The sequence below is a fragment of the Lysinibacillus sp. NPDC093190 genome, assembly GCF_050280425.1.
GTDB lineage: Bacteria > Bacillota > Bacilli > Bacillales_A > Planococcaceae > Lysinibacillus.
The window spans coordinates 41156-56756 of sequence record NZ_JBNNVG010000033.1 but is presented as its reverse complement, the minus strand read 5'-3'; the positions used below and the strand labels follow the sequence as shown (position 1 = coordinate 56756).

Below are 15601 nucleotides of genomic sequence, written 5' to 3'. Positions count from 1 at the left end.
TGACGCTTCGCTTTCGCACAGATAAAACATTTGTTGCTGACGCTTCGCTTTCGCACAGATAAAACATTTGTTGCTGACGCTTCGCTTTCGCGCAGGCAAAGCTTCCTGGGGGCGTCCGATGAGCCGCTTGGGCCAACACGAAGTTGGTTACGAAGGCGTTATCACAGGACGTGATGCTCTTAGCCTTCGTTCCTCTATTGGCTCGCTCCAGGGTCTCATCTGTGACGCTAATCCCCAAGGAGTCGCCCAGTCTCCACTCCAATCAACCTATCCACATGACATACTTTTTAATAAAATGGCATTCCGAACTTTCAGTGATGAACCATAAAAGTACTTCTATTATAGCGTAATTTTATTTTTGTAGAGAGGACTTTTGGAATTCGTTTGTATGTTCTCCAAGTATAGGTGGTGCTAGTTTATATTGAATAGTTAGATCAGAGAACTTTAACGGGCTTTTGATGAATTTGATTGAACCATATTGTTCGTGCTCTATTTCACCAATCATGTCTCGTGCCATAAATTGCGGTTGTTCTAGTGCCTCAGCAATTGTGTTCACACGTCCGCCTGGAATTTTGTATTGCTGTAATAAGGTAATCCATTCATCTCGTGTTTTTGTCATTGTAATGTCAGTAACCATCTGAACTAGCTCCGCTTCATGTTGCTTGCGCATCGTATTTGTTATAAAGCGAGGATCATTGGCCCATTCTTCACGTTTTAACATCGTGCAAAACTTTTTAAATTGTCCATCTGTCCCAACGCAAATCATTAGGGGGCCATCCGCACAGTTAAATACTTGATATGGCGCAACATTATTATGACGATTACTGAGACGTTCTGAGATAAAACCTGTATTTAAATAAGCGCTTGCTACATTCGCTAAGCTACTCATCTGAACATCTAATAAAGCTAAGTCAATAAATTGCCCAGTATTTGTTTGATCGCGCATTCGTAAAGCGGCTAAAATACTAATGGCAACATAGTTAGAGGTTAAAATATCTGCAATAGGAACACCAACTTTTGTCGCTTCTCCTTCAGGTGACCCAGTGACATGCATTAAACCACTCATTGCTTGAATAACTGGATCGAAGCCTGGTTCATACGCAAGAGGACCGGTTTGACCGAATCCTGTTACTGCACAATAAATGATTCTTGGATTTACTTTTCTTAATTCCTCATGGTTTAGCCCCATCCGCTCCATGTCACCCGTTTTAAAATTTTCGAGAACGACATCGGCATCTTTGACAAGTTCTTTAAATTTTTCTCTGCCATCTATTGTCTTTAAATCTAATGTGATTGATTTTTTATTGCGATTGGCACATAAATAATACGTACTTTGACCATTCACAAATGGCCCCCAATCACGCATACTATCAGAGCCATTTGGATGTTCTACACGGATTACTTCTGCTCCTAAATCGGCCAACATCATGGAGCCAGCAGGGGCAGCATAAACACGAGATAAATCTAACACTCGAATATTTTCAAGAGGTTGCATTGTTCTTCCTCCTAAACACGTCATTTATAAACAGGCTTACGTTTTTCTACAACTGCGTTTACACCCTCTTTGAAATCATCTAGCTCTGTTACAATAGCCATTTGTGATGAAATGTAATCAAGGGCAGTACGTAAATCCATCCGTTGACTTTGATAAACAGCACGTTTAATGAATTGCAATGTCGTGGTTGGACGACTTGCTAATTCCCTTGCATAATTCAATGTGTATTCGTCAAGCTCAGGGTCTTCTACAACAAATGTCACAACACCTTTGTCTTTTGCTTCATCAGCAGTTAATACACGAGCTGTCCAGAACATGTCCAATGCTTGATCGATACCGATTAATTTTGGTAAATAAAAAGCGCCACCGTCGCCCGGTACGATCGCAACGTTAATGTAGCTTTCTGAAATCTTGGTAGATTTTGCAGCAATCCGTATATCGCACATTAAGGCCATATCAAGTCCTGCCCCCATTGCAAACCCATGAACCTGTGCAATAACGGGCTTATCAATTTCTTCAAGAAGAAGGGGGATACGCTGAATCTTTTTCCAAAGAGAATTTTTTCGCGCTAACCCTGTAGAAGAGATATCGTCCTCACTTTGGAAAAATCCTTCACCAGCTTGCATTGCCTTAATATCCCCACCAGCGCAAAATGATTTTCCATTACCTTTTACGATGACAACACGAATATCCTCTGAATCACGAACAGTTTCAAGGGCTTCAATCCATTTAGCGATCATCTCTTCACTAAAAGCATTGTACGCTTCAGGTCTATTTAATGTAATTGTGGCAACATGGTCTTGCACTTCAAAAAGTAAATCAGTCATTGATAACACTCCTTATCATGTCATTAGTGGTTTGTCAGAAATTAATTAAAACATTGTATAATTGACGTCTTTATCCTTCCACTTTGAGTAGTGGAGAGCTTGCACTATATGAAGTTAAATATCCCCATAGACTATCACCACTATTTTCTAATAGTTGTGTTGCGACAAAATTAGTCCAATAAGATGTGCTGGCTCCTTCATCGCGCCATGACCAAAGTCTACGTGTAAATTGATGCAAACTATGCTCGTGTGTCGTACCAATTGCAGCGTGTACTTGATGCGCAATTGTTGTCACTGCTTGAATAATTTCTTCGAAGCGAATGCAGGCGTATGCAACTTCACTATTTTGATTGTTCATCTGAAGGGCTTCAGTTAAATTATTAAATGCCGCTAAGGCGATCGCTGTTTCACCTGCTAAATGTACAATATGCTGTTGAACGAGCTGGAAGCGATGAATCGGTCGACCGAATTGCTCACGTTCTTTCGTATATTGAACAGTTAAGTCATTTATTTTATCGATGGCACCAGTCATGAGTGCTAATTGAAACGCAGAATTGAGTGTTGTTATAGTGTGTACCTTGTCAGGAGATAACACAGCAGATACTTGTGAAACTGTAGCATGATGGACTATCACGGTATCACGCGGTTCTCCTGCTAAATTCGACCCTAGCTTAATTTCAGCTTGGCTTAAATCTATTTCTACAAGATGTGTACCTTCCGTGCTATAGGCAAGTGTCACAAGGTGTTTTGTATAACGTGCCCAAGGGACTTGAATCGCCTCTCCCGTTAATTTGCCATTCTCTAACGTAAATGCTTGGTTAGGGCATAGCATATACGTCGCCAAATCCTCAATTACTTGTAAACTAGTAAACTCCAATAAATAATTTGCAAATGTTGTTTCTGCAAATGGAATCGGTGCCGCGTATTTTCCAGTTAAACGAACAATATTCAATAAATCCTCTAAGTCGCCACCTGCACCGCCATTTTCTTCTGTAATGGCTACAGCAGTCATTCCATTTTCTTTAAACAGTTCCCATAGTTCTGGTGCCCAATGACCTTGTTCCACTGTATCCACTAAATCTTTATCAACCTTTTCTTTTAACATACGCTCTACAACATCAACGATCATGTCTCTCATCTCACTCATTGTGCTACAACCCCTTTCGCTACAACGCCATACAGTACTTCTGAAGTTCCTCCTCGAATTGTAAAACCTGGTGCATGTAAAATAGATTCAGCCATAAAGCGATCGATTTTACGCTGCGCGTCGAGTGTAGGATAAGTCTGTACGATTAAGCGTGTGATTTCAGGAATACTTTGCTCAAATTTCGTACCGAGTGCCTTCACAAGTGCTGCAGGAATAGATACGTCTTCACTATTACCAGATTCTAAAAGCTGGGCTACTCCAATTGACAAATTGCGTAGACCCCAAAGACGAGCTATTATTTTAGACGCTTGCTGTAACCCTTCTAAGTTGTTTTGGCGCTTTAATTCTTGAATAAGCTCATCGATTAATGGAAATGTGCTCAATATTCGCTCAGGACCACTGCGCTCAAAGGCAAGCTCTGCTAATCCTTGAGCCCAGCCATTACCGATCTCTCCAACAACCATATTGTCAGGTACAAAAACATTGTCAAAGAACACTTCGTTGTAATGATGTTCGCCAGTTAAAAATTTGATGGGAACAACAGTTACACCTTCCGCATGTAAATCAACAATCAACTGACTGAGCCCTGCATGTTTACTTTTGCGATCAAAAGGACTTGTTCGTACTAAAGTCACCATATAGTGGCAAAGATGTGCGTTACTCGTCCATATTTTTTGACCGTTGACAATCCATCCGCCCTCTACTTTTTCAGCTCGTGTGCTAACCGAAGCGAGGTCAGAGCCACTATTTGGTTCACTTAAACCTATGCCGAAGTAGCATTCACCTTTCACGATTTTCGGTAAGAAATAGTCACGCTGCTCTTCTGTTCCATACCGTAAAAGAAGTGGTCCTGTTTGGCGATCAGCAAACCAATGTGCAGCAACTGGGGCACCAACAGCTAAAAATTCCTCTGTTAAAATGTATCGATCGATAGAACTTCTTTCTTGGCCGCCATATTTTTTAGGCCAAGTTAAGCCAATCCAACCTTTTTGACCGATTAATTTAGAGAATTCAGGATCATCTCCACTGAGCCAAGAATCACATTTAGGCGTGAAGGTCCCTTTTGCTAATTCATCCTGTAAAAACGTTCGAACATCTAAGCGAAATTGCTCTTGCTCTTGTGTAAATTGCACAGTTGGTAAATGAAACATTTGATCACTCCTTAAATTTTACCGTAATGTGGTAACAATTATTGTATATGTGTATTTTATGATCACTTATAACTGTAGTCAATTACTTTTTTGGAATTATTAGAAAATTTTTACGATTGGAGTGATGAACGAAGTGTTAAAAATAAAAAATCTGATGAAAAAATGGAAAAATACAGAATAAACATGTTACTATGTAGAAAATTCTGTAATGGAGGTGTGGGGTATGCAAATGGCTATCAAAACTTCCCAAAAAATAATGCAAGTGTTATCACCACAATTAGTACAGCATTTAGAAATACTGCAATATTCAACAAATGAGCTAGAACAGTATATTTATGATAAGGCTAACGAAAATCCACTGTTAGTTGTCACTGATGCGACGGTAAAAATGCAATATGAGGAAATTATGCAATTAGCAAGCTATTCCGATAAGAGTTATTCTGCGCAATATTATGGGCCGGAAAATAATTCATTTAACACTATTGAAATGAAGCTTGCAGTAAAAGAAAGCTATGAGCAGTTTTTATTGGAACAAGTACCTATGCATAAAAATCTATCTTCTGTAGATTTAAAAATCATAACGTTTTTAATCCAATCTTTAGATGAGCGTCTATTTTTAGATGGTGATGTAGAAATTGTTGCTAAAAAATGTAAAACAAATGTTTTGCATGTAGAGGCACTATTGGACTTACTGCAAACTTTCGAGCCAGTAGGAGTAGGGGCACGTAATTATAAGGAGTTTTTACTCATTCAGGTAGACAGTGATGCGTTTGCACCAAAATTGGCCTCTCGATTTATCGAAACGGATTTAGAACTAGTGGCTGCACAGGCTATTAAACAGTTAAGTAAAAAGTATAAAACGTCGCTACATGAAGTGAAGAGAACTGTCAACTATATAAAAAATTTAAAACCAGTGATGACAGGAGATAAATTTGATGAGATTTCATATGTCATGCCAGAAGTCGAAGTAGAAAGATTAGGAGAGGAATGGCTGATTAAATTAAATCGTGGATATTTACCGACCGTTACTATCGATAAACATTATGTTGAAATGCTAAAAAATGATCCGAATTGTAAAACATATTTTAAAGATACAATGAAAGATGCTCTTTTATTATTACAAGGAATTGAACAACGTGATAAAACACTGTACGAATTAGCTAGATTACTAGTGGAATTGCAAGAGGATTTTTTCCATAAAGGCAAGGAGGGATTGAAGCCTATGCGGTTAAAAGATGTAGCGGACATTTTAAATCTACATGTATCAACGATTAGTCGAGCTGTGCGTGGCAAATATATAAAGACCTCTCATGGTGTGTATGCTTTCCAATCGTTATTTACAAAAGGAGTAATGAATATTTCTGGAAAAATGGATTCTATTATGTATATTAAAAAGCGGCTCAAGCAGTTGATCGAGGGAGAGGATAGACAAAAGCCTTTAACTGATCAGCAGCTTACAAATACTTTAAGTGCTGAAGGTATCCAAATATCCAGACGGACAGTAGCGAAGTACAGGGAAGAGATGAATATTATGAGTTCATTTAATCGAGTATATGAATAGGTGATGTAATTGAACTGTTAATGATGTCTTTTTGCATCAAAATTTGAAAATCGCATATGAAAAGATTCATAGATTTTTGTACCCTCACCATAACGTGAAGTTGATTTCCGTTCCGGCTGGGCGCTTTGTTGCTGTCGCTTCGCTTTCGCACAGATAAAACTTTGTTGCTGACGCTTCGCTTTCGCACAGATAAAACTTTGTTGCTGACGCTTCGCTTTCGCACAGATAAAGCTTTGTTGCTGACGCTTCGCTTTCGCACAGAGCAAAGCTTCCCGGGGGCGTCCGATGAGCCGCTTCACTCGCGAAGCTCGCTCCAGGGTCTCGGGTCAACCGATGTTTTTTGCGCGAAAGCGAAGCGGCAGCGGCACCGATGTTGGTCACGAAGGCGTTATCACAGGATGTGATGGTTCTAGCCTTCGTTCCTATATTGCTAATCCCCAAGGAGTCGCCCAGCCTCCACTCTAATCAACTAAAAATTACTACGTTTTATAAAATGTCATCAACAATTTTTGGTGATAAGACAGTTTTTAAATAACAACAATAGATGTACAGATTGATAATTTTTTGAAATTTTTAATAATTGAATAGGTTTGGCATCAGAATTGCTCATTAAACGATAGACATTGAAATAGAAAGAAAGGGGCTAGTAAATGTCTACATAAAACACTAAAGGGGTGGTTTAATGGGGGCTTTGCAAAAATCATTGAAAACACGGCATATTACAATGATCTCCATTGGGGGGGTTATTGGTACAGGGCTCTTCGTAGGGACAGGAAAAAATATTTTAAGTACTGGTCCTGCGGCGGTGATTTCATATGCGATTGCATGCTTACTTATAGTTCTGATCATGCAAATGGTTGGGGAAATGGCATCAGGAGAAATAGTATTAGGAAAGAAATCAGGAGGTTCAGCGGAGCTAGGTTCATTTGCTTCCTATGCAGGGAAATATATTGGCCCATGGGCAGGGTTTACAGTAGGCTGGCTTTATTGGGCAAGCTGGGTATTTATTGTGGGGTTAGAAGCGGCACTCATAGGGGGAATGCTGCATAATTGGTTTCCGATGATACCAACATGGCTCGGAAGCGTAGGCATAACGTTATTGATGACAATTGTTAATATTTATTCAGTAAAATCATTTGGTGAATTTGAATATTGGCTTTCCTTCGTTAAAGTTACGGCTATTGTTGTATTTTTAGTAGTTGGTATAGCTATGATTTTAGGGATTTGGCCAAATTATGAACCGAAGGGGATAGGGATTTTAACGGAATTCGGTGGATTTGCCCCGAATGGTATTGTCCCGATTTTTACGGCAATTGTCTTTGTTATATTTTCGATTTGTGGTGCTGAGGTTGCAGCTATTGCGGCAGCAGAGTCTGAAAATCCAGCGAGAAATATTGTCCGCGCGATTCGCAACGTTGTCTTTCGGTTAGGTTTATTTTTTGTAGGCTCAGTAGCTATTATGGTTTTAATTATCCCGTGGAATGATTCTAAAGTATTGGCAGCGCCTTATGCAAATATTTTAACGATGGCAGGGCTTCCAATTGCTGCTCAACTTATTCAAATAGTCATTTTTATTTCTCTAATCTCTGTTTTAAATTCTGCTCTTTATACAAGCTCACGTATGTTACTTGAAATGTCGCGTCAAGGTGATGCTCCAAAAATATTTTCGCAAATTAAGAATCGTCGAGGTGTGCCTGTACCAGCTGTTATTGGTAGTACAGTAGTAGCGTATGTTTGTGCGATGCTATACTTCATTTCACCTGAAGTAATTTTCTACTTTTTGGGTAATTGCGTTGGAGGATTAATGATTGCTGTTTATATTTTTATTGCTATTTCACAAATTCGTTTCCGGCGTTATTATGACAAAGTTTCAGATGAGCCATTATCGATTAGAATGTGGCTATTTCCATATTTATCGTATGTGACAATTGTTATTTTAACAGTCGTTTATTTATGCCAAGCCCTCATCGAATCTTTACGTTCACAATTCTATTTAAGTACATTTGTATTAATTGGCTCAGTTGTGTTGTTCATGATTATGCGAAAGCTGTCGACAAGACCAGCGGAACAAATAGAGGAAAAGCTAGCCTCAGAGTAGAATACTATAAAATACGAAAAATTCGCAATATTTCTGCGAGATATCAAGCCATGAAAGAACTTAAAGGATGCTTTAACACCTTTTAGGCTTCCAGATGCCCCGTAGAAAGAGCGGATTTTTTTATTTATTGAATTATTTAAAGTTCGTGAAGGAGTGATCTAGATGTCGATAACTCAACTACATAAAGATGAGCATTTTTTTATTGTAAAAAATGATGAGGTAATGATTAAAAGTGATATCCAAATAGAGCTTCTTGAAAAAATAATTAAAAATTATAGTAAAGGAATAGAAACCTTTAAGGTAGAAGGCTATTTTATTCATGTATTAGAGACTTCGCAAGGTAGCTTATTTCATGTCAAACCATTCATGCAGTATAGCTATATAGACTTTATGAACCCATTGTCAATTAAAGTATTAAACTCTATATCTGATGGCGTTACAGTATGTGATTGCGATGGCAAAATTTTATTTCAAAATGATAATGATATTGAAATTGTTGGCATTGATTTAATGGGGAGATATGCAAAAGACGTAATCGCTGAAGGATTAATGAGTGATTCCATTTCGATGAAAGTAATTGAATCAAAAGAAAAAGTAACTATTTTGCAGACGTTCATTAATGGCAAATGCTTTTTAGTTTCAGGTAAGCCAATATTTGATGAATACGGAGAATTACAATACGTAGTTGCTATTACTCGTGATATGACACAATTAAAACTGTTAGAGAAAGAAGTAAAAAAATTAGAAGTTCAAAATGAGAATTTTAAAAATAAGCTACATGCCTTACATAATAAAGAACACAAAAAAAGTAGTTTAATAGCTATATCTTCAGCAATGATGCAGGTTGTAAAGCGAGTTATGAGAGTTGCAGAGGTAGACTCAACTGTATTAATTGGTGGAGAATCGGGCGTAGGTAAAGAAGAGATTACAAAGCTTATTCATGCAAATAGCCGGCGTCACAATAAGCAAATATTAACGATTAACTGTAGTGCAATCCCTGAGAATTTATTAGAATCTGAACTTTTTGGCTATGAGGCAGGAGCATTTACGGGTGCATTAAGAGGTGGTAAGGCAGGGTTATTTGAGATTGCATCAGGTGGTACAGTGTTTTTAGATGAAATAGGAGAGATGCCCTTATTACTACAGGCGAAATTATTACGTGTGCTCCAAGAATCAGAGGTTCAGCGTCTAGGTAGTGGAAAGCCTATTCCTATCGATGTGCGCATAATCGCTGCGACAAACCGAAATTTAGCGGATATGGTGGGGCAAGGTAATTTTCGTGAGGATTTATATTATCGTTTAAATATTATTCCGATTGAAATCCCTCCTTTAAGACATCGTCGCCAAGATATCATCCCACTAGTCAACCATTTTTTAGCTATTGTTGAAGAAAAATATAGTATCCATCGGACAATTGAGTCATCTGCAATGAACATATTAGAGTGTTATGATTGGCCAGGCAATGTACGTCAACTTAAAAATATGGTGGAGCGTATTTGCTTATTAGCAACGCAGCCAGAAATAACAGCATATATTGTACAACAAGAGTTAGATAGTAACCCAACTATTATACGTGATCTAGAAGATCCAGTAGAAATACAAAGCATCCAGGAACAAGTTGTATCCCCGAAGTTTAGTGGTACTTTAAAGGAGCAAGTAGCTGCGTTTGAAAAGCAGATTATTAAGGAAGCTTTATCTAAATATCCAAGTATCAGGCAAGCTGCTAAATCACTTGGCTGTGATCAGTCAACATTAGTACGTAAAATACAAAAATTCCAATTAACGAAACAAATTTCATATGAGGACTAATGATGTATTTTTGCATCAAAATTTCATTCATGCACAATAAGTTATACTATCGCAATACTTGCTAATTCATACAAGGAAAATGATGAAATACATCATTAATATTGTTAATTGATGTAGAAGAAAAGGGGCATTTTCAAACAAGAAAGCGTCTCTTTTTCTTTTTGGAGCAGTTGATTTCCGTTCCGGCTGGGCGCTTTGTCGCTGACGCTTCGCTTTCGCGCAGAGCAAAGCTTCCTGGGGGCGTCCGATGAGCTGCTTCGCTTGCGCTCCAGGGTCTCATCTGTGACGCTGATCCCCAAGGAGTCGCCCATCCTCCACTCCAATCAACTACATAGCATACGTTTTAATCTAAGTATAATCCCTAACTTTTGGTGATGAATCAAAAACCTTACATTGTTGCTTCACAAAAAACCACGCTATGGAAATAAGGCAATTTTTTTCGTTAAAATAATTTTTTCATCAGTTGGCATGAGAATTGCTACTAAAAAAATGTATGAAATTTTAAACGAAAAGAGGTTGGCATTTATGACAATTCAACTAAAAGAAGAGCTAAAAACGTTAGATCAAAAACATTTTCTACACCCAACAACGTCTATTGAACAACAGCAAACACAAGGTCCAGCAGCCATTTTTACAGAGGGCAATGGCATTTATTTAAAAGATATAGAAGGAAATATCTACATTGATGGGATGTCTTCTTTATGGAATGTAAATATTGGGCATGGTCGTAAAGAAATTGCCGAAGTGGCGAAGGAGCAAATATCTACATTAGCATTTAGTTCCTGCTTCGCATCATTTAGTAATGAGCCAGCTATTCGTTTAGCGACGAAAATTGCTTCTTTAACTCCGGGAGACTTAAACACTGTATTTTTCACTTCAGGCGGTTCAGAGTCAAACGATACAGCGATTAAATTAGCACGTCATTACTGGTTACTAAAAGGACAGCCAGAACGTCAAAAAATTATTTCTCGTACACAGTCATACCATGGTGTAGCTATGGGGGCTACTAATGCGACAGGTTTACAAGCATTTCGTGACTTTACGAATTCGCACGCACCTGATTTCCACTATGTATACAGCGAATCCGTACGTAATTTGCGTGAAACTATTGAAGCGTTAGGCCCTGAGACTGTGGCAGCATTTATTTCTGAGCCCGTACAAGGTGCAGGTGGGGTTAATATTCCACAAAAAGGTTACTTTAAAGAAGTTCGAAAAATTTGTGATGAGTACGGTATTTTATTCATTGCAGATGAAGTTATTACGGGATTTGGTCGTACAGGAAAATTCTTCGGTATGGAACATTACGGGGTAGTGCCAGATATGATGTCATTCGCTAAAGGAGTTTCAAGTGGTTATGTTCAACTTGGTGGTGTGGCGATATCTGAAAAGCTGCATCAAAATCTTTGCGAACTTTCTAAAGGGACATTAATGCACGGATATACTTACAGCGGTCATGCACTCGCTTGTCAGGTTGGGTTGAAAAACATAGAAATCCTTGAGCAAGAAAATCTCGTCGAAAATGCTGCAAACATGGGGGATGCCATGTTAGAAGGATTCCGAGCACTGCAAGAAAAATATAGCTTTATCGGGCGTGTACGTACTCTTGGATTACTTGGAGCTATTGAATTAGTGAAGAGCCGTGAGACGGGTGAATTGTTTGAGTCTCCTCTTAGTCCAATTTTTGTACAAGAAACGATGAAACGAGGATTGATTCTACGAACGGTTACGTATGATCAAGATACAGTTGTTTTTTCTCCACCTCTCATTCTATCAAAAGTAGAGCTAGATGAAATGTTACGTATTTTAGACGAGACATTTGAGCATATACGTAAAACAATTGTTGAAAAACAGTAATGTCGACGTAAACGATCACTATTTGAAGGAGGAGTTTTATGACAACTATTGTTAGAGAAATACGAGAACAATTTAATCCCGCGAAACCATCTCAATGTATAGGCCAAGTTGAGCTTTTGACAATAGATGAAACGAAAGACGTTATCGTTGCAGCTCAGGAAGCATTTGAAGGTTGGAAAAACACGTCTTCTGTTGCACGTGGAGAAATTTTACGTGTGACAGCAGACTTGCTTGAGAAAAATATGGATAAAGTAGCTGAAATAGCTTCGAGTGAAATGGGTAAAACGAAAAATGAAATGCTTGGTGAAGTTAAACGTGGTGCTTCCATTTTACGTTATTTTGCACAAGAAGGGATGCGGGCAACAGGTGAGGTGTTACCGTCTGCCAATGAAGCGAAATTATTGTATACAATGCGGGTACCACTTGGTGTCGTTGCTGCCATAACTCCTTGGAATTTCCCTGTCGCTATTCCTCTATGGAAAATGGCACCTGCATTAGTGTACGGCAATACAGTAGTTTGGAAGCCTTCTATTGAAAGCGCTTTAACCGGTAAATTAATTGGCGAATTATTTCAACAAGCAGGCTTACCAAAAAACGTATTAAATGTCGTACAAGGTCGCGGTTCAAAGGTGGGGCAAGTATTATTGGAGGCACCTGAAGTAAAGGCGATTACATTTACAGGTTCAAATAGTGTCGGGCAAAGTATTTTAGATACTGCTGGATCTACTAATAAAAAAATTCAGCTCGAACTAGGAGGAAAAAATGCAGCGATCATTTTAGCTGATGCCAATATTAATCAAGCTGCTAAATTAACGATTGAAGGTGCGATGAAGCAGACTGGACAGCGTTGTACAGCAACTAGTCGAGTTTACATCGAGGAAGCGGTTTATGAAAAGGTATTAGAGCAATTAATTGAGGAAGCTAAAAAAATTGAAGTTGGTGTCACGATGGGGCCTGTGTCATCTAAAGGGCAATATGATTCTATATTATCTGCCATCGAAAAAGCAAAAATAGAGGGAGCAGAGCTAGTATTTGGCGGTGGTCCTACAAAAGGTATGTTAGAAGGATACTATATTGACCCAACAATTTTTACGAATGTAACACATGAGATGTCGATTGCCCATGAAGAGATTTTTGGACCAGTTTTAGCGGTCATCAAAGTAAAAGATTATGAAGAAGCGATTCGATTATCGAATGATTCTAATTTTGGATTGAGTGCTTCTATTTATACAAATAACATTCCGAAAGCATTTGATTTTATTAACCGTAGTGAAGTAGGACTTGTACAGGTTAACGATGAAACGGGTGGAGCTGAGCCTCAAGCACCGTTTGGAGGAATGAAAAACTCAAGTACTGGTGCCCGTGAGCAGGGGCAAGCAGCGAAAGAGTTCTTTACAACGTATAAAACAATTACGATTGGCACAAAAAGTGAGTAACAAGTTTATTTTGATAGAAATTTAGGATAGAAAACAAAAAAATATACGTCACATATGCCTCGGTGTAATGACCCTGATTTTTCTCAAATTGTACGCAATAATTTTAAAAAATCTGGGGCATTCGCTTGAGGCATTAACTATATATGGTTATAAATTTAGTAAATGAAAGAAGGTAGAGCTATGGCACAAAGTCGTTTAGCAATTGATGTCGGTGGAACGTTTACGGATATTTTTGTTTTTAATGAAGAGACGGGAGAAGTATTTGTCACAAAAACGTCGTCTACACCTTCAAACCCGGAGCAAGGAATTTTAAATGGAGTAGCAAAAGCAGAATTGAATGGCAAGGATATTAAAATTTTTTCTCATGGCACAACAGTTGGAACGAATGCGTTAATTGAGCGCAAGCTGCCAAAAACAGCTCTTATTACGACAAAGGGCTTTAGAGATGTCATCGAAATCAGACGAGGGACGAAAGAAGATATATGGGATACGTACAAAGATACTGCGAAGCCTTACATTCAACGACGTGATCGATTTGAAGTGACAGAACGAATAGATTATGAAGGAAATATTCTTCAAGCCATTGATGAAGAGGAAGTTCGTTTATTAGCAAAAAAATTAAAACGTCGAGGAACAGAATCCATTGCTGTGTGTTTCATCAATGCCTATGTGAACGGGGAAAATGAGGCGAGGGTCAAAGAAATTTTAAAAGAGGAATTACCGGATGTCTATGCTTGTATTTCCAGTGAGGTGCTTCCAGAAATTTTTGAGCATGAGCGTATGAGTACAACTATTATTAATGCAGTTCTTGGACCAATAATGAGTAATTACATTAGTAAGTTAAGCACTGAAATGCAGAAAAAGGGCTATGACGATGAAATATTAGTTTTACATTCTGGTGGCGGTGTCATGACTTCAAGTACAGTGCCCCGCTATGCTGCTAGATTAGCAAGCTCGGGGATAGCTGCTGGCGCAATTGCAAGTAAGCATATCGCAAAGTTGTGCGGATTTGACAATGCAATCGGCTTAGATATGGGAGGTACAAGTACTGATATTTCACTGATGTATAAGGGGGATATACGAATTACAAAGGACTGGTCTATAGAATATGGCTATCCAATTGGTTTCCCAAGCATTGAAATATTAACAATTGGAGCCGGTGGAGGTAGCCTTGCCTGGAAAGATGAAGGAGGTTCTTTACGGAATGGACCACAAAGTGCAGGGGCAGTGCCTGGTCCAGCTTGCTATGGCAGAGGAGGCAATGAGCCAACTAACTCAGATGCAAATTTAGTGCTAGGACGTCTAGGTGTGGATTTGTTAGATGGAACGATGCAGTTAAACAAAGAGGCAGCAAGAGATGCTGTGAAAAAAATCGCAAATGCATTCGACCAATCAGTTGAAAAAGCAGCAAGTGCCATTATAGAAGTTGCAAATGCCAATATGAGTGATGCAGTTCGATTAATATCGATACGGAGAGGCTATGATCCCCGTGATTTCGCGCTTGTAGCTTTTGGTGGAGCAGGTCCATTACACGGTGCCTATTTGGCAAAAGATTTAAATATCCCAAAAGTCATTATTCCTACTCATCCAGGTGTAGCAGCAGCAATGGGGTGCCTACTTGTAGATGTCCGTCATGACATTTCTAAAACGTATGTGAAAAAACTAGATGAAGTAAATGCAGAGGAACTGACAAATCAATTTAGTGAATTACGAGAAGAGGCAAGAGGGTTATTAAAAGAGGAGGGGATTGCTGAAAATACTTCGACATTAACGAATTATATAGATCTTCGTTATAAGGGACAGTGGCGATCTCTAGCTGTTCCCGTATCCGATCAAATAACTTCCTTAGACGCTATTTTGGAAGCATTCCATCAAGAACATGAACGAGAATTTGCATTTTCTGATAAGGATCAAACCGTAGAAATATTTGGCTTACGTGTAACGGCTATAGGCACAGTACCAAAGCCTAATTTCCTGCAATATGTTTCTGAAGGCTCACTGGAAGATGCTTTTAAAGAAACACGTCCTGTTTATTTTGAGGGTAAATATATTGAAACAAACGTATATAATCGCGATAAAATACCTGTTTATACACAATTTGCAGGTCCAGCCATTATCGATCAGCTTGATACGACGACTGTTATTCCACCAGGATTTACTGCGGAAGTAGATGCCTATAAAAATATTATTATAACGGTGAACTAATACGCGATAAGGAGGAAT

At 38.7% G+C, this 15601-nt stretch carries 11 protein-coding genes; 6 read left to right on the top strand and 5 right to left on the bottom strand.

Features of this window, described 5'->3' with window-relative positions:
* Positions 1–352: 352 nt before the first annotated feature.
* The 4 genes from ACQKOF_RS21100 to ACQKOF_RS21085 form a co-directional block, all read right to left on the bottom strand.
* A complete protein-coding gene (locus ACQKOF_RS21100) occupies positions 353–1495 on the bottom strand; it encodes a CaiB/BaiF CoA transferase family protein (RefSeq protein WP_427561332.1) in 1143 nt (380 codons plus the stop codon).
* Positions 1496–1515: 20 nt separating this feature from the next.
* Positions 1516–2322, bottom strand: a complete 807-nt coding sequence (locus ACQKOF_RS21095; protein WP_427561329.1) for an enoyl-CoA hydratase/isomerase family protein — start codon at positions 2320–2322, stop codon at positions 1516–1518.
* 70 nt (positions 2323–2392) lie between these two features.
* On the bottom strand, positions 2393–3469 hold the full coding sequence (locus ACQKOF_RS21090; RefSeq protein ID WP_427561326.1) for an acyl-CoA dehydrogenase family protein: 1077 nt from the start codon (positions 3467–3469) through the stop codon (positions 2393–2395).
* Positions 3466–4620 (bottom strand): acyl-CoA dehydrogenase family protein, encoded by a 1155-nt coding sequence (locus ACQKOF_RS21085; protein WP_427561323.1) that lies wholly within the window; start codon positions 4618–4620, stop codon positions 3466–3468. The genes ACQKOF_RS21090 and ACQKOF_RS21085 overlap by 4 nt, the downstream gene beginning before the upstream one ends.
* Positions 4621–4843: 223 nt before the next feature.
* Between ACQKOF_RS21085 and rpoN the strand changes: the two genes are divergently transcribed.
* The gene (gene rpoN, locus ACQKOF_RS21080; RefSeq protein ID WP_427561321.1) at positions 4844–6181 is read left to right on the top strand and encodes an RNA polymerase factor sigma-54; all 1338 of its coding nucleotides are present in this window, start codon (positions 4844–4846) and stop codon (positions 6179–6181) included.
* A gap of 17 nt (positions 6182–6198) precedes the next feature.
* Here rpoN and ACQKOF_RS21075 read toward each other — a convergent pair whose 3' ends face one another.
* Positions 6199–6480 (bottom strand): hypothetical protein, encoded by a 282-nt coding sequence (locus ACQKOF_RS21075; RefSeq protein ID WP_427561318.1) that lies wholly within the window; start codon positions 6478–6480, stop codon positions 6199–6201.
* 383 nt (positions 6481–6863) lie between these two features.
* Between ACQKOF_RS21075 and ACQKOF_RS21070 the strand changes: the two genes are divergently transcribed.
* From ACQKOF_RS21070 to ACQKOF_RS21050, 5 genes are all read left to right on the top strand, one after another.
* Positions 6864–8279: an amino acid permease gene (locus tag ACQKOF_RS21070; protein WP_427561315.1), complete on the top strand. Its 1416-nt coding sequence runs from the start codon at positions 6864–6866 to the stop codon at positions 8277–8279.
* Positions 8280–8441: 162 nt separating this feature from the next.
* Entirely contained in the window at positions 8442–10088 is a 1647-nt protein-coding gene (locus tag ACQKOF_RS21065; RefSeq protein ID WP_427561312.1) for a sigma-54 interaction domain-containing protein, read from the top strand.
* 525 nt (positions 10089–10613) lie between these two features.
* Positions 10614–11942, top strand: coding sequence for an aspartate aminotransferase family protein (locus ACQKOF_RS21060; protein WP_427561309.1), 1329 nt, complete (start codon positions 10614–10616; stop codon positions 11940–11942).
* Positions 11943–11980: 38 nt separating this feature from the next.
* Complete coding sequence (locus tag ACQKOF_RS21055; RefSeq protein WP_427561306.1) at positions 11981–13378, top strand: aldehyde dehydrogenase family protein; 1398 nt, start codon at positions 11981–11983, stop codon at positions 13376–13378.
* A gap of 180 nt (positions 13379–13558) precedes the next feature.
* Positions 13559–15583: a hydantoinase/oxoprolinase family protein gene (locus ACQKOF_RS21050; RefSeq protein WP_427561303.1), complete on the top strand. Its 2025-nt coding sequence runs from the start codon at positions 13559–13561 to the stop codon at positions 15581–15583.
* The last annotated feature ends 18 nt before the right edge of the window (positions 15584–15601 follow it).